General features: G+C 58.3%; 16 protein-coding genes and 1 riboswitch. Of the genes, 10 read left to right on the forward strand and 6 right to left on the reverse strand.

Annotated elements, in window-relative coordinates:
* Nucleotides 1-2 precede the first annotated feature (2 nt).
* The 6 genes from nikC to ACPV0M_RS11940 all read right to left on the reverse strand — a co-directional run bounded on the left by nikC (nt 3) and on the right by ACPV0M_RS11940 (nt 5,201).
* A complete protein-coding gene (gene nikC / locus ACPV0M_RS11915; protein ID WP_425620833.1) occupies nt 3-893 on the reverse strand; it encodes a nickel transporter permease in 891 nt (296 codons plus the stop codon).
* Complete coding sequence (gene nikB, locus ACPV0M_RS11920) at nt 893-1,840, reverse strand: nickel ABC transporter permease (protein WP_425620834.1); 948 nt, start codon at nt 1,838-1,840, stop codon at nt 893-895. The genes nikC and nikB overlap by 1 nt, the downstream gene beginning before the upstream one ends.
* A gap of 89 nt (nt 1,841-1,929) precedes the next feature.
* Nucleotides 1,930-3,492 (reverse strand): ABC transporter substrate-binding protein, encoded by a 1,563-nt coding sequence (locus tag ACPV0M_RS11925; RefSeq protein ID WP_425620835.1) that lies wholly within the window; start codon nt 3,490-3,492, stop codon nt 1,930-1,932.
* Between the two features lie 20 nt (nt 3,493-3,512).
* Nucleotides 3,513-4,196, reverse strand: coding sequence for a DUF4198 domain-containing protein (locus ACPV0M_RS11930; protein WP_425620836.1), 684 nt, complete (start codon nt 4,194-4,196; stop codon nt 3,513-3,515).
* Between the two features lie 2 nt (nt 4,197-4,198).
* Nucleotides 4,199-4,852 (reverse strand): class I SAM-dependent methyltransferase, encoded by a 654-nt coding sequence (locus tag ACPV0M_RS11935; protein ID WP_425620837.1) that lies wholly within the window; start codon nt 4,850-4,852, stop codon nt 4,199-4,201.
* Nucleotides 4,853-5,120: 268 nt separating this feature from the next.
* On the reverse strand, nt 5,121-5,201 hold the full coding sequence (locus tag ACPV0M_RS11940) for a hypothetical protein (protein ID WP_425622209.1): 81 nt from the start codon (nt 5,199-5,201) through the stop codon (nt 5,121-5,123).
* Nucleotides 5,202-5,607: 406 nt separating this feature from the next.
* Between ACPV0M_RS11940 and ACPV0M_RS11945 the strand changes: the two genes are divergently transcribed.
* The 10 genes from ACPV0M_RS11945 (at nt 5,608) to ACPV0M_RS11990 (ending at nt 14,715) form a co-directional block, all read left to right on the forward strand.
* On the forward strand, nt 5,608-6,141 hold the full coding sequence (locus ACPV0M_RS11945; protein ID WP_425620838.1) for an ATP-binding protein: 534 nt from the start codon (nt 5,608-5,610) through the stop codon (nt 6,139-6,141).
* An 11-nt stretch (nt 6,142-6,152) separates the two neighbouring features.
* Entirely contained in the window at nt 6,153-6,287 is a 135-nt protein-coding gene (locus ACPV0M_RS11950; protein WP_425620839.1) for an ATP-binding protein, read from the forward strand.
* On the forward strand, nt 6,284-6,649 hold the full coding sequence (locus ACPV0M_RS11955) for a signal peptidase II (RefSeq protein ID WP_425620840.1): 366 nt from the start codon (nt 6,284-6,286) through the stop codon (nt 6,647-6,649). The genes ACPV0M_RS11950 and ACPV0M_RS11955 overlap by 4 nt, the downstream gene beginning before the upstream one ends.
* Nucleotides 6,650-6,653: 4 nt before the next feature.
* Complete coding sequence (locus ACPV0M_RS11960) at nt 6,654-7,148, forward strand: flavin reductase family protein (protein ID WP_425620841.1); 495 nt, start codon at nt 6,654-6,656, stop codon at nt 7,146-7,148.
* Between the two features lie 333 nt (nt 7,149-7,481).
* Nucleotides 7,482-8,174, forward strand: coding sequence for an SEC-C metal-binding domain-containing protein (locus tag ACPV0M_RS11965; RefSeq protein ID WP_425620842.1), 693 nt, complete (start codon nt 7,482-7,484; stop codon nt 8,172-8,174).
* Between the two features lie 322 nt (nt 8,175-8,496).
* Nucleotides 8,497-9,219: a helix-turn-helix domain-containing protein gene (locus tag ACPV0M_RS11970; protein ID WP_425620843.1), complete on the forward strand. Its 723-nt coding sequence runs from the start codon at nt 8,497-8,499 to the stop codon at nt 9,217-9,219.
* A 75-nt stretch (nt 9,220-9,294) separates the two neighbouring features.
* Nucleotides 9,295-10,659 carry a radical SAM protein gene (locus ACPV0M_RS11975; protein WP_425620844.1) on the forward strand — a complete coding sequence of 455 codons (1,365 nt, stop codon included), beginning with the start codon at nt 9,295-9,297 and terminating at the stop codon, nt 10,657-10,659.
* On the forward strand, nt 10,656-11,348 hold the full coding sequence (locus ACPV0M_RS11980; protein ID WP_425620845.1) for a lysophospholipid acyltransferase family protein: 693 nt from the start codon (nt 10,656-10,658) through the stop codon (nt 11,346-11,348). Before ACPV0M_RS11975 ends, ACPV0M_RS11980 begins: the two co-directional genes overlap by 4 nt.
* Nucleotides 11,345-12,205: a patatin-like phospholipase family protein gene (locus tag ACPV0M_RS11985; RefSeq protein WP_425620846.1), complete on the forward strand. Its 861-nt coding sequence runs from the start codon at nt 11,345-11,347 to the stop codon at nt 12,203-12,205. Before ACPV0M_RS11980 ends, ACPV0M_RS11985 begins: the two co-directional genes overlap by 4 nt.
* Nucleotides 12,206-12,652: 447 nt before the next feature.
* A riboswitch (cyclic di-GMP riboswitch) is annotated at nt 12,653-12,739 on the forward strand.
* A 95-nt stretch (nt 12,740-12,834) separates the two neighbouring features.
* Nucleotides 12,835-14,715, forward strand: a complete 1,881-nt coding sequence (locus ACPV0M_RS11990) for a DUF342 domain-containing protein (protein WP_425620847.1) — start codon at nt 12,835-12,837, stop codon at nt 14,713-14,715.
* Nucleotides 14,716-14,721 lie beyond the last annotated feature (6 nt).

The following is a 14,721-nucleotide window of genomic DNA, read 5'->3' on the forward strand; positions in this document are numbered from 1 at the left end:
GGCTAGCCTCCCGCTCCGTCAAGAATCCTGCTCCGCCGCGGGTCAAGGGCGTCGCGCAGGCCGTTTCCCACCAGGTTAAAGGCCAGCACCGTCAAGAAGATCATCAGCCCGGGGGTGATCATCAGCAACGGATAGGTGCGCATGTACGATCGCGCCGCGTTAAGCATCGCCCCCCATTCCGGCGTCGGCGGCTGCGCGCCGAGGCCCAGGAAGGAAAGCCCGGCCACCGCCAGGATGGTGTGCGGAATGTCAAACGTCGCCAAAACCACAACCGGACCAAGCACGTTCGGCAGGATATGCCGGACCATGATCCGCGGGCCGCTGAAACCCAGGGCGCGGGCCGCCAGGACGAACTCGCTCTCTTTGAGCGATAAGACGCTGCCGCGGACCACGCGGGCGAAGTGCAGCCACCCCAAGGCCACCAGCGCCAGGATAGTGTTTCCCAGTCCCGGTCCTAAAACACCCACCACCGCCAGAATAAAGACAAGGTTGGGAAGGCCCATCAATACATCGGTAAGGCGCATCAGGACCTCGTCCAAAAAGCCGCCGTAGTAACCCGCGATCAGGCCGATGAGCGTCCCCGCGACCGCCGCCAGCCCCCCGACCAGGAGGCCCACGGCGAGGGAGATGCGGGTGCCGTACAGTACCCGGCTCAGCAGACAGCGCCCCATGTCGTCCGTTCCCAGGGGATATTCGCCGCCGGGCGGGGCCAGCGCGTGGGCCAGGTTCTGCTTCACCGGGTCGTGGGGCGCCAACCACGGCGCCAACAACGCTACCAGCACCAGCAGAATAACCACTACCCCGCCCGCGAAAGACGCCCGATCCCGGCCGATACCCTGCAGCAGTCTCGCCAGGGAGAAGGCCGTGCGGAAGACAGTAACCGTCTCGTGCATTATCCGTCGCTCCCTCCGTACCGGATGCGCGGGTCAAGAAATGTATAGGAAAGATCGATCAGCAGGTTAACAAGCGCGAAACAGAAGGCCAGAAAAAGGACTCCTCCCTGCAGGACGGGAAGATCGCGGGACTCGATGGCCTCGACGATCAACTGTCCCACCCCGGGGCGGCCGAAAACGTTCTCCACGATGACCGTGCCGCCGATCAGGTGGTTGAACTGCAGGCCCAGGACGGTTACCACCGGGATCAAGGCGTTGCGCAGGGCGTGGCGCCGGAGCACCGCCCCCTCGCCCAGGCCCTTGATCCGCGCCATGGTAATGTAGTCCTGCTCCAGCACCTCCAGAAGGCTCGCCCGCACGATGCGCGTGCTGACGGCGGCCATTCCGGCGCCGAGGGTGACGGCGGGCAGGATGAGATGGGCCGGACTGCCCCCGCCCGCCACCGGCAGCAGGCTCAGTGTCAGGGAAAAGATCAGGATCAGCAGCAGCCCCAGCCAGAAATTGGGCATGGCCACCCCGACAAGGGAACCCGTCATCACCAGATTGTCGAACCAGGAAGAAGGACGTCGGGCGCAGGCGATGCCCAGCGGCACCGCGATCAGCACCGTGAGGAGGAACCCGGCCGCCGCCAGCTCCAGCGTGGCCGGGACGCGGGCGAGGATTTCCGCCGTCACCGGTCGTTTGGTGACGAATGAATACCCCAGGTCGCCCCGCGCGACATGGCCGAGCCACCAGGCATACTGTCGCCAGACGGGCATATCGGCGCCGATTTCCCTCCGTACCACACTTAATTCTTGGGAAGAAAAGTCATCGTAACCCCAGCGATATATCGCCACCAGCCGCGCATGATCGCCGGGAATTACATGCGTCAGGGCGAAAGTGATTATCGAAACCCCGAAAAGGACAAAAACAAGCAGCACGATGCGCCGCACCAGGTAAGAAAGCATAAGCCACCCTCGCTATCGCTGCCGTCTTCCCGAAAACGCGGCCGGAGAGGGTTGTCCCCCTCCGGCCCGAAGCCCGCCAACGGGCGGTTTTACGGTCGCTTTTCCACCGTCATTTCCGGGTTGGTATGCAGATCATGCGCGTTCGGGTTGAATTTGAACCCCTTGACGTAATCGCGCATGCCCACGGCCATCCTGTAGCAGGCGATGTTAACCACCGGTGTGTCTTTGGTGACGATCGTCTGAATCTCCCGGTAGATACCGTACCGCTCGTCCGGATCAGCGGTCGCGGCGGCCTTGTCGATCAGGCTGTCAACCTGTTTGTTTTTATACTTGGCCACGTTCTGGCTTCCCTTACTGCCGTAAACGCCGGCCAGATACTTGTGCGGGTCGCTCGTCTGGAAGGATGCCAGAACCATGTCCCAATCTCCCTGTTTTACCCGGTCGTAAATAGCCCCGTATTCCAGGATCTGAACCTGCGCCTTGATCCCGACCTCCTTGAACTGGGCCTGCAAAGCCTCCGCCATCGGGGGCATGCCGGGCCGCGAGGCCCACGTCATAATGGTGATCGAAAAGGGCTTGCCGTTTTTCTCCCGGATGCCGTCGCCGTCCTTATCCACCCAGCCGGCCTCGCCGAGCAAGGAGCGGGCCTTTTCCGGATCGTACCGGTACATATTTTCAACGGCCTCGTTACACCAGGGAGTATCGTGCATGAACGGACCGATGGTCGCCTCGCCGCACCCATGCAAAACGCTCTTCACGATCCCGGCCCGGTCGATGGCGTAGTTCAGGGCCTCGCGCACCTTAAGGTCACCGAAAGGCGCCCGACTCATATTCATCTCCAGCCGGTAAATGCGCGGCCCGGGATAAAGCTCGACCTTAACCCCCGGCACCTTCTGCAACCTTTCTATCTCCCCGTACGGCAGGTCAAAAGTAAAATCAATCTCGCCCTTTTCCAGGGCCAGAGCCCGCGTGTTCGCGTCGGGGATCGGCCGGAAAACCATCTTGTCTAACCCCGCGGCCGGGCCCCAGTAATCCGGGTTCTTTTCCACGGTAACCTGGCCGGATGCCTGCTCCCAGGAAGCAAATTTAAAAGCGCCGGTACCGATGGGCCGGACAAACTCACCCTTATCGTTATAACTCGCCGGACTTAAAATACAAAAGTCAGCGCCGGCCAGCGCCTCCGGCAGCAACAGGTTAGGCTTGGCCGTAACCACTTGGAGTGTCCTCTCGTCTGCCGCCTTAAGCGAGGCGATATTAGTAAGCTCCTTGGCGCGCGGGTTGTTCCCGAGCACCCGCTCCAGCGCCCAGGCGACGTCAGCGGCAGTCAGGGCGGCGCCGTCGTGGAACTTAACGCCATCACGCAGGGTAAACTCCCAGGTGTTGGCGTCAACCTGTTTCCAACCCGCCGCCAGCAGGGGTTCAAGCCGGTAGTCTTCGCCCATCCTCAGGAGCGTTTCAGCAATGTGGGCCTTTTCCACAAGCAGGAAGCCATTATCCAGCGTGCGAATGTGATCGCGGTCACCGATCACCAGGACCCGGTCCGCATTCTCTGCAGTTTGATTTCCCGCTGTCGTCCCGGGCTCTTGCTTACCGCATCCGGCAAGGATAAGCCCGCATAAGATGACTACCAGGAGAAGGTATGACCGGAGCAACTTCTTCCATCCCCTTTCATTTAAATCGTCGTGAAGGTGAAAACGGCGGTCAGCACGCGCTCGTCGTACTGGCCGGGGACCCCCTTTCGCGGGTCACTATGGCTGGCCAGGATCATCCAGTTCCCGTCCCTGAACGGAAAGCTTACCACCCCCTCCGCGTCCGTGCTGGCGGCACGGGGAAATGAGTTGCCGGAACAAAAGGCTTGCACTCTTGCCCCTCCCAAGGGACGGCCCTCGTAGAGAACTGCCAGTTCCAGCCGCTCCTCCGCGGGAGGCCGCGGCACGATCTCAAACTCAGCGCCCAACGACCCCGGCCAGGGACGGTCCCGTTCCACGGCGACCAAAGCCTTGGCATACTGGTAATAGTAGACTGATTTCACGATCGTTATTTCCGGATGGTCGGTGCGGGGACCGCGCAGGTGGCGGCCGTCCCGACCGATACTCCAGATCTTCCCGTCATACTCGGCCAGAAGAGTGTGCACGCCGGTTTCGGCAGGCGTAAAAACGGCGGCCAGGTCCGTATCCCCGGCCTCTACGGCCAGCGGGATTCTGTTGCCCGCCGGGGAAATCAAACAGGTCCTGGTGCGTAACGGGTCGGCTTTCCCCTGCACGACAAAATCGTGGCCGAACCTGATGCGGGCGGTTAACTCCTTTCCGGGACGCGCCCGGTACGGGCACTCGATCCAGATGTTGTGCGGCGCCATTCTTACACCCCCCGGGGCCTGAATCCGCTGATGAGGTAGGTGACTCTATCGCTGCCCGGATCACGCGGGAGAATCTGAACATCCACACCGGCGAACCCGGCGTTTACAAAAAGTGCAGCCACTTCATCCGGACTGACATCCCTGTTCAGAGGTAGTCTCTCTTCGATTTCCGGAGGGTAATGATGGCCTTTTTCTCCCGGCCGACGGGGGGAGAAGTCAGCAAGTGCTCGGCCGCCTGGCCTTAACACCCGGTACCACTCGGCGATGGCTCGCTCCGGTTCCGCCAGTGTCCAGAGCACGTGCCGCGCCATCACGGCATCAAAAGACGCTGCCGCAAAGGGAAGCAACTCTATGTCTCCCTCGACGAAAGTAATCTCCAGACCTGCATCCCGGGCCTTCAGTCTGGCTTGGTCGAGCATGGTTACCGACCAGTCGACGCCCGTTGTGCGGTGTCCCAATTCCGCCAGGATTAGCGCTACGAACCCCGTGCCTGTTCCGACATCCAGCACATCCAGCGGACCTGGTCCCAGCCGTGCTGCGATGTTCCGCCAACGTTTCTTCTCGGCTGGGTTTTTCGTACCGTGAGCGCTAGCATGCTCGTACTGATAGCCTTTTGCGTTCCATCGCGCCCGCATCGTCTCCCGTAAGTCGTTCATCCGACTACCTCCCTGCATCCCGTGAGATAAAACAAAAAAGGCCAAGGAGCACTTGACCCCCGCTTCTGCGGGACAAAGGCCTCCTTGACCTAAATCGTTCACTTGATGCCTTTTTGAGAGCACCTTACGCTCTCTACAGCGTAACTGTCTGTATACCCACTATAGCGGCTTCGGCCGCCATTTTGTGACCCTATTCGCGCTTCGGCCAATAGTTCCTGCTACTTATTAAAGAATTTTCCTTCACCGTGTAGTGCATTATATGGCCGGGCTAGGAGTGATGCAGCTTCTCCTTGACGACCAGCACCGCGCAGGGGGCGTGACGGGAGACGAACTGGGAGACACTACCCATCACAGTTTGCGGAGCTAAAGAACCACGGGTGCAGGTCCAGACCCTCTACGGAAGGAACGTCGAGCAGATTGGGTGCCTCATATGCAAAAGCAAGGTCCACGTGTAACATATCTCCTCTTCGGTCACGTCGGTTAGACCCTCATCGCCACGCCGAGAAAGAAAAGATAGACCTGGTGGTCGTTGGGTCGCGGGGCTTTAGCCGCCCACAGGACTTTGACTTGTGCGGCAGTTTCGCCCTAATGCAACAGCCTCGAATGTGGTTCGTGTACCTTTCGTAAGGAAAGCGATGGTTCAGGGCTTGGTCGACGGCTTGTAGAAAAATATCCGTGGTGCAACAAAGGAGGGATAAGGACAGCTTCCAGAATCTAGTTGACGACTTTTCATGACCGAAAATGACGATTTTCTAGTGGCCAAAAGTGCGGATTTTCAATTGGCCATCGACACCGAGATTCCCGGTCTTTCTTTCGAGGAACGCCCGGGGATGCTGGTAGACTGGGAAGCCGACCTCCGCGAAAACAGAAAGCTCGCCCACCGGTTGAAAGAGGCCAAGCTCAAACAGCAGGCCTGCGTGGAGGACGTGAACTTCCGGTACCCCCGGGGTTTGGATCGGTCTGTCTTTTTCTCGCTGGCCAACGGCCGGTGGATCAGGGAACATCACAACCTGATCATCACCGGGCCGACCGGGGTCGGGAAGACTTTCATCGCCTGCGCCTTGGCCAACAAGGCCTGCCGCTTGGGATTCACGGTGCGCTACTGGCGCACCTCCCGGCTCCTGCAGGCCACCGCCCGGGCCGACGGCAGCTACGACACCCTGATCCGCAAGCTCCAAAAGACCGATCTCCTACTCCTGGACGACTGGGAACTTTCTCTGCTCCAGGTGGATGAGGCCCGGGATCTGCTCGACATCCTTGAAGACCGCAACCGACCCGTTCCACGCTGATCACCAGCCAGATGCCGGTGAGCCAATGGCACAACACCCTGGCCGATCCCACTCTCGCTGACGCGATCCTGGACCGGCTGGTGCACAATGCCTACGAACTGGAACTGAAGGGGGGAGTCTATGCGCAAATTAATGGCCAAGCTTGACTGATTCCGGCCACCTGGGTATATTATCCACAACCGGCGTCGCTACGCTCCGACCCCCGGCCGGAAGCTCCGGAACAGGTGGCCGATTTCACCGGAATGCGCACCTGTCAAGGGGCCACGCCTGGCACCCACGGTTTAGCCTGGGGGCGACGCTGACGCTTGCCGGCAACGGGAGCAATGCGGCGAACTGGCTGGCCCCAGGGTACGTTGTGGACTATTTGCGTATCCCGTTAACAGGGTTGGCTTTCAACCTTGCCGATATATCCGCGCTGGTGGGGTTCGCGCTGGCGTGCTCGTTTGCGGTGTCGGGGCGGTATACGAACCGGACTCGAACGACTGACAACCCGAACTACGGAAGGTGAGAAAGTGCAGGGAAAACGCGCAATCAGGCTCCTGCCCTGGCCGGTCACTCTGATCGGGGCCTGCCACGAAGGGAAACACAACGTGATGACCGCTTCCTGGGTCTGCCAGGTATCCTTCAGGCCGCTCCTTGTGATGCTTTCCATTGCGCCGGAGCGGTACACCTACGGGTTGATCGAGAAGAGCGGGGAATTCGTGGTCAGCATTCTGACGGAAGACCAGGCGGAAGTCGCCGATTTCTGCGGCTCCCGCTCCGGTCGCAATGTGGACAAGATCTCCGCCTTGGGGCTCAAGACGCGGCCCGGCCAGGCAGTGAAGGTCCCCGTGCTCGAAGACTGCCTGGCCAACATCGAGTGCCGCGTCATGGCCGCGCACCCGGCGGGGGACCACGTGCTGTTCGTCGGGGAGGTCGTGGGGGGTTCCGTTGTTCGTCCGGACGTTTCCCCGCTCCTGATGCTGGACTGGAAGCCCGGGAAGTTCAACCCCATCGCTGAGAAGTAGGTGATGAAAGCGGCGTATGGGCGTGAAGCAGGCCGACCCCAGGGTCAGGGACTACTTCTCGGACCTGTTTGCCGGAAAGCCGTGTTCCAGCAGAGAACGGTCGGACCGTGCGCCGAGCAAAGGGCGTATCGTATAGTGGGTGCGAAGCCCACTGGGTAGGGTCTAGCCTACCACCCATAGCGAGTCTTGGGGTGTAGGGGGTAAACCTCATCCTAAGGAGGAACTTCCATGTTTGCTTTTGACGTTTTCGATATAAGGATGCAGGAAGGCTACCGGGAATTCTCCAGGGGTAGTTATCAGGAAGCCTGCCGTATATGGAAAGAAGCCTGGTTGATGTTTCTGAACCTGGCGGATGCCGCGGAAATCAAATCAATTGTAGAGTTTGACGACAGATTCGCCCCAACCCAATTTGTTTTCAACTGGGTGCAGGACTACGAGCAGGCCCTCGGAAATGCGGGAGCCAAGGACAACTCATTCCATCAGGAAAGAATCGAGTATTGTGAAGAGTTCCTGCGAAGGTTTGAGGATTCCAGCGACATACTGATGGTCCAAAATATGAAACGGGCCATAGGAGAATCATATTTCATTCTTGGTCAGAGAGACAAGGCGGCAAGCCTTTTTGAGAAATGGCTCGCAGAAGACCCGACCTGGGGATGGGGCTGGATAGGCTGGGCTGATTGCTGGATGTTTCACTCATCAAAGGATCGGGATGATTTGGAGAAGGCTGCCGCTATACTTCAGAGAGGGCTCCTGGTGGAGGATGTCGCCGACAAGGAATACATCTACGAAAGACTTGTAGATCTTTACCTTGATATGGGCCTGCCGGAGCAGGCCGACTTGCTTAAAGAGATAATGCATTCCCACAGCAAAATTATGGAAATGAAAAAAAGACACGAAGAGATAATGGCCGGTATTGCCCGGAAACAAAAGGTGCCGCGAGTGAGCGCGAAAATCGGCCGCAATGAGCCGTGTCCGTGCGGAAGCGGCAAGAAATACAAGAAGTGCTGCGGGATGAAGGGCTGCTAGTCCAGGATGCACATCCGGGGTCAGGGCTTAAGTTTTTTACAGGTGGCAAGCACTCGGGTGCAAACGGAGGGAACAGGTCGAGTCCCTGCTGCAGGATGTCTTCCCGGGTTTGCGCAGCCTGTCGCCTTTCTTGACTTTTAGGCCGGTCACGCCCAACGACAGTCTTGTCGACTTGCTCCAAGGCGGGTTCGGCGTGTTTTTTCGCCCTGGTGTCTTCGGCCACCGCCCAGGCCAGTGTGACGGCGTGTTTGCAGTTATTGATCCCCTAAACTAGATATAATATAATTTGAAAAAGCTTATTTTGGTTTTTTAGGAGAAAGGAATGTTGCACCAGGTGACGCTTACACGCCGCCGTACGGAATTCTTGGCCAAGATCCTCAGGCTGTTTGAAGCTATGGGGGAACCGGTGCATTATACTGCTGTGGCCGAGGCGCTCGGCGTGAGTAAGTGGACGGCCTACGATATGCTGAAGGCGCTGGAGGAAGACGGGTTCCTGGATAGCGTGTACGCCGTGAACCGTGAAGAACGGGTTCCGGGACGGTCGATGGTGGTTTTCCGGCCTACGGAACGCGCTTGGCGGTGGCGGGAAAACGGCGGTCCGGAGTGTGTCGACCGGGTGCAGGCGATCGGGGGGGGGGAATGGTCCGCTATCCGGAAAGAACTCCTGGGTTTGCTGGATCAAGTTAAGAGCGGCGGGGCGCGGAAAGTGATTGATGAACTGCTGGACACGATGCCGGCCATCGAACGTCCGGTAGCCCTCGGCGCGTATACTATCGTTCTCCTAATCGTCTATCTCGAGCATCTGGGCGCTCGCGGGCTGGCGACGGTTCAGAATATCCTGCATGCGGCCGCCAGGCCGGAAATAACCTTAAGCCTTTTTGCCGGTACGGCCATCGGTTCGGCCATCAGGGGGGTGAAAGACAGTCTGCACAAGAGGATCGAGGCACAGGTCCGGCGATTCCTCGAATCCATTGGCGAATGTAATGCGCGCGAGGGCAAACTGCTGGTCGGCTTTTTGCGACAGGCCCTGGAACGCAGTCTCTAATTTTTTTACATAATTTTTGGGTCTCTTTGGTTTATGGGGTAAGACGGGATTTTAGGAAAGGAGGAGCGGTTCCGTATGTCCTGGCAGTCCAGTTTATTGAATAACCGTATTTCGGCGGAGGTAGTCGAACAGACCCTAGCCTACGCGGCTAAGGACCCCGAGAACAACATTCCGCGGCTTTTCAACCTGGCCCGGGCTTTAGCCGTCCGGGAGGAGCACAAGAAGCAGGTCGACAGGGTTGCCGAGGTTTACCGCGAGAACCCGGCCATGCGTGCCTATATTAACAATCTGGCGGCGAAAACACATCCCAACATCCGGAAACGACTGGTCTTCAACTGGTTTGCGCGGGCGATGCTGGCCGGTATCCCCCGGCAGCGTCGCTTGACGGAGGAGCTGGGCTTCAATGTTCCCAACTTCATCCTGGTGGATCCGACAAGCGCCTGCAACCTGGCCTGCGAGGGGTGCTGGGCGGGCAGGTACTCGCCGAAGAATTCCCTCGCGCCGGAAAGACTCGACCGGCTTTTCGACGAGGCTAAGGAGCTGGGGATCTATTGGATCGTCTTTTCGGGCGGGGAACCCCTGGTTTACCCGCACCTTTTCGACCTGATGGCCAAGCACGGCGACATGGCCTTCATGGCCTACACCAACGGTACGCTCATCGACGAACGGCTGGCCGACCGGATCATCGAGGTCGGCAACTTCAGTCCCGCCATCAGCCTGGAGGGCTGGCGCGACCGAACGGACGCCCGCCGCGGGGCCGGCACCTTTGACAGGGTCATGCGGGCCATGGACCTTTTGCGCGAGCGGGGTGCCGTTTTCGGAGTCTCCATTACCATCACCCGGCAGAATGTCGATGAAGTCACCAGCGATGCGTTTATCGACTTCTTGATCGAGAAAGGCGTGGCCTACGGCTGGACCTTCCACTATATCCCGGTCGGGCGCGACCCGAATCCGGACCTGATGATCACTCCCCGGCAGCGGGCCTACCTGGCGGAGCGCATCCCCTACATCCGGGCGCACAAGCCGATCCTCATCGCCGACTTCTGGAATGACGGGGAACTGACGGGGGGCTGCATCGCCGGCGGCCGCCGCTACTTCCACATCAACGCCGCCGGGGAGGTGGAGCCCTGCGCCTTCGTCCACTTTGCGGTGGACAATATCAACCATAAGAGCCTGAAGGAGGTTCTGGGGTCGCCTCTCTTCCGGGCCTACCAGAAACGACAGCCCTTCTCCGAAAACCTCCTGCGGCCGTGTCCGATCATCGACTGCCCGTCGGCGTTGCGGGAGATCGTGGCCGAATCCGGCGCCCGGCCGACCCATAAGGGGGCGGAAACCGTACTGACGGGGACGGCAGCCGCGCACCTGGACCGCCGTGCGGCCGAATGGGGCGCCGTCGCCGACGAAATCTGGGTGAAACTGCACGGGCGGTGCCAGGTATGAGCGACCGCCGGCCGGAAGTAAGGGGGTCCCCTGCCGGATCGGACGCAGGCTACCGCTTGGTCCGGTTCCTGCTCTCGCTATTGTTTCGTATTACCGGGGGGCTGGTGGTCAGGGGAAAAGCACAGATTCCGCTGGATGCGCCGCTTATTGTCGTTGCCAATCATGCCAGCCTCGCGGACGGGATTGTTCTGGTCGCCGCTTTTCCGCGACGAGTGGCCTCGTTGTCGGCGGCATATCTCTTTGAGCGGCCGATTGCCGGCCCGTTACTGCGCTGGTTTGGGGCGATTCCCGTCGAAGGAGGGCCGGGTGCGGCGGCCGGAATAAGAAAGGCGCTGCACCTTCTGGAGACCGGGGGGGCGCTCATGGTTTTCCCTGAAGGAGGGGTGGGTCCGGGTCACCGGCCTTTTGAACCGGGATGGGCCTACCTGGCCTTGAAGGCGGGGGCGACCGTGCTTCCGGTCGGTATCCGGGGAAGCGGGCACTTGCTTCCTCCGGGGACGATGCGCCCGCACAGGGCAAAGGTGGAAGTAGCCATCGGTCAACCCTTTACGGTGGCGCGGACTGCCCGGCCGCGCCGGGCGGAGATGGCCTCTCTGAACACGATGATGGAGAAGCAGTTATGGTATCTTTGCGATAGCGTGAGCGAGCATTCTGACAAGGGGGATCGGATGGTGAAGGTGGAAAAGTGAGGAAGGTGCGGTTGGGCTTGGCCCTAGGCGGCGGGGGAGCCCGGGGCTATGCTCACCTGGGGGTCATAAAGGTACTGCAGAAGACGGGCATCTCCATCGACATCCTGGCGGGAAGCAGCATGGGCGCCGTCGTGGGCGCGGCCTGGGCCACGGGTTACAGCATTGCGGAGATGGAAAGCATCGCCCGGAATACCCGCTGGGGAGAACTGCTTCGCCTGACGGATATCACCTTTCCCCGCCACGGCCTGATCCTTGGCCGCCGGCTGGAAGATTATTATTTCTCCTTAATCGGCGGGCGGAAGTTTGCCGAGTTGCGAAAACCATTGACGGTCGTCGCCTGCGACCTGATTAGCGGAGACGAGGTAAGGCTGCGGTCAGGACCGCTGGCGCGTGCCCTGCGGGCCAGCACCGCTATCCCGGGGATCTTTGCGCCCGTTTTCCTGGATGACCGTGTCCTGGTCGACGGGTGCGTGGTCAGTCCGGTGCCGCTACTGGCGGCGGTGGAAATGGGGGCTTCCGTGGTTATTGCCGTGGATGTCGGCACGGCGAGAGATCGTCCTGCGGCGGCCTTCCGGGCGGGGGAGATTTGCTGCAGGTTACTGTTCAGGCATGGCCGGGATTGGTACCCGGAGTCGCGACCGCCGGGTTTTCTGGGCATTGTGGAACGTTCATTAATGTTGAACCGGCAACGGAACAGCCGGCTGGATTCTCCCTGTGGTGCGGTGACGGTGCTCTTAATCAAACCACGGGTGGAAAGAGTGCGATGGTATGAGTTCCAGAGGGTGGACGAGTGCGTGGCCGCAGGGGAGGAAGCGGGGCGCCGGGTCCTTGACCAGCTCCAAAAGCTGATCGAATGAATACTGGTTAGGGTCGGCGGTCTCCGGCGCCGGATTTCCGCAGTATGCTGTTCAGGTTATTGCTTTTCATGGTGGCGCATAAATCCCCTCCCCAAGGGGATTTTGTGGACATTAGCGATCGGGTTGTGATGGATTTCCCGGCCTAGTGCCAGACTTCACAAGTATTGCGAGTAAAAGACAAAGCTACTTATGCAGTTACTATCCTTATGTAGTAAGGGGCTTGTCGAAATGTGTAATGAAGAATTTATCCAAAATGAAGGAATTGGTAGTAATATGTCGAATTTCGGACCATAGCCCTAGCCCACTAGGACTATGGTCCGAAGGTTCCATGATCCGCACAGTCTTCCGTCTCCGGTATGTAAGCGGTAAGAGGATGATGGGTGGATAAAGAGTAACAAATTTCACAAGTTGTACATGATCTTATAAAAAACAAATAATATATTGTACTCCACAAAAAGGCAAAGCCGCCGAAAGGCGGCGGCGCAAAGCTATAGGGACTAACGCGGGATACCGCTATGTCAGCCAGTTGCTGGGGGATGGAATCGCAATGTGTATTACCCACCCTTACTGGCGGTGGGTTTTTTATCTTGTGTCGTCAAGACACTCCACACTTTGGGGGATGACTCGAAATGTCTAACCCGAATGATTTAGATAAAACACTGGACAACGTTTTAAACAGCGTTCTGCCGCCTAAGACTTTGAGGCATTCCGGGGATATGTCCTCAATGGAAGCCAAAACCCCGGCAGTCGCTGAAGATATTGCGGGGTTGGCCTGGGTTAGCAACGGTCGCATCTTTGTCAAGGACCCCGAAAGCGGTGGTGCCCCGGCACGGCTGGCGCCATCCGGGTTAAAGGTATTGGTGAATGGTGTCCCTGTACAAGAAACCGTCCCGATTCGAGAGAGCGATCATATTGAGTACGAACCCAGAATTGAGCTTATTCCACCTTGTCTTGAAGTTGTCATAAGCGATGACGGTTTGGTGGCGTACTTAAATGTTGCCTTTGGTCGTCGTGTCGAGTATGTGCTGGAAGACCAGGAACCGTCGACTCTCTTAACTTTACGGGCTAAACCGGTTTCCCACCCAGGTGAGCCCCCCGATCTGGACCAGGCTCTGGCTGTTTTAAAGCAGAAAGGAGTTACTTATGGAATACACCTGGCAAGATTAAGGCAGCTTCGTGGTACGCCCGAGGAAGGCCGGTTTATCGTTGCCTCCGGTATTCCGCCCGGGATATCTCAAGCTGAAAGTGTCGAGATCCTCTTTGGACAAGGTGAGTTTTGCCTTAGTCCCGATAAACGCAACAACGTGGATTTTCGGGAATGCCGTCGGCTGGCTACCGTCGAGCAGGGGCAGCTGCTGGCCCGAAAAATCCCGGGCAAACTTGGCACCCCGGGTATGAACGTACGGGGGGAGGCGCTTTTGCCTGAACCGCCGCAGTCTATTCAATTGTTATGCGGTCAGGGAACCGCCCTGGCAGACGGCGGAAATACCGTTATAGCTACAACCAGCGGTCAACCTTTTTGCGAAAAACATAGCCGTACGTACTTTTTCCGCGTCGAGTCGGTTTATTCCATTAACGGGGACATTGACTTGTCTGTTGGTAATGTGCGTTTTGTTGGCAGTATTAGTGTCCGCGGCAATGTAAGAGCGGGAGTGTTGGTATACTCTGCCGAAGATATTTATGTCAGTGAAAATGTGGATAATGCCCAGATGGTTGCGTACAGGTCGATCACGATTGGCGGGTCTGTATTCGGTAGTACCGTTATAGCTGGTTGTTGCAACCGTTTGTCTTTTCAAAAGGTAGCCGGTCAGTTAGCGCATGTGATAAACCAGTTGAGTCTTTTGCTTCAAGTCCTCGAGGAGGTACACGCCAACCCAAGAGTCAGACATTCCAACCTGGGTTTTGGGCAATTGTTGCAACGGGTGGTGGACCTCCGCTTCGGCAATTTACCTGCAGAAGTACACAATCTCCTCAATTCCCTGCGGCGCCTGACCATTGCCGTTCAGCCGGAGGACATACGAGCCAGCCTGATCGATTTTGAATACTATTTTGACGGGATCAACTTATTGCGGCTGCAGAGCATTGAGCAACTCCATCTCCTTTATCACAAACTTAAGGTTCTAGCCAGTCTGGCTGACGAAGCCGAGGACACAGGTGGGAACCTTGTGCTAAAGTCTGCGGTGAACAGTTCACTTGCGGCATCCGGTACTATTTCCATTGTGGGTCAGGGATGTTATTGCTCACGGGTGGAAGCCGGGGGCGATGTAAATGTACGCGGAATCGTTCGCGGGGGGCATCTCATTTCGAAAAAAGGCGCGATAGTTGTGGACGAGGCCGGTTCAGACTTGGGTGTCAAGACCGTACTTTCTGTAAACCCCGGGGGACACGTATTTATGGGACGTGCTTACCCCGGCGTGTATGTCAATGTCGGAAACCAAGTGCTCACTATTAAAGAGGATGTCTGTCATATGCGCGTTTATCTCGATAGTCAGGGGAAATTGAGGTTTTAGCGTCAG

Origin of the sequence: Desulfosceptrum tomskiensis, from assembly GCF_049818055.1 — a bacterium.
Classification (GTDB): domain Bacteria; phylum Bacillota; class Desulfotomaculia; order Desulfotomaculales; family JASEER01; genus JBFLVT01.

Excerpts from the sequence above, each read along its gene's own strand:
- nikC (WP_425620833.1), bottom strand. The coding sequence starts at position 893 with ATGCACGAGACGGTTACTGTCTTCCGCACGGCCTTCTCCCTGGCGAGA.
- ACPV0M_RS11965 (WP_425620842.1), top strand. The coding sequence starts at position 7,482 with ATGTTTCTGAACCTGGCGGATGCCGCGGAAATCAAATCAATTGTAGAG.
- ACPV0M_RS11990 (WP_425620847.1), top strand. The coding sequence starts at position 12,835 with ATGTCTAACCCGAATGATTTAGATAAAACACTGGACAACGTTTTAAAC.
- ACPV0M_RS11930 (WP_425620836.1), bottom strand. The coding sequence starts at position 4,196 with ATGGCGCCGCACAACATCTGGATCGAGTGCCCGTACCGGGCGCGTCCC.
- ACPV0M_RS11980 (WP_425620845.1), top strand. The coding sequence starts at position 10,656 with ATGAGCGACCGCCGGCCGGAAGTAAGGGGGTCCCCTGCCGGATCGGAC.
- ACPV0M_RS11975 (WP_425620844.1), top strand. The coding sequence starts at position 9,295 with ATGTCCTGGCAGTCCAGTTTATTGAATAACCGTATTTCGGCGGAGGTA.
- nikB (WP_425620834.1), bottom strand. The coding sequence starts at position 1,840 with ATGCTTTCTTACCTGGTGCGGCGCATCGTGCTGCTTGTTTTTGTCCTT.
- ACPV0M_RS11935 (WP_425620837.1), bottom strand. The coding sequence starts at position 4,852 with ATGAACGACTTACGGGAGACGATGCGGGCGCGATGGAACGCAAAAGGC.
- ACPV0M_RS11940 (WP_425622209.1), bottom strand. The coding sequence starts at position 5,201 with ATGGGTAGTGTCTCCCAGTTCGTCTCCCGTCACGCCCCCTGCGCGGTG.
- ACPV0M_RS11950 (WP_425620839.1), top strand. The coding sequence starts at position 6,153 with ATGCCGGTGAGCCAATGGCACAACACCCTGGCCGATCCCACTCTCGCT.
- ACPV0M_RS11970 (WP_425620843.1), top strand. The coding sequence starts at position 8,497 with ATGTTGCACCAGGTGACGCTTACACGCCGCCGTACGGAATTCTTGGCC.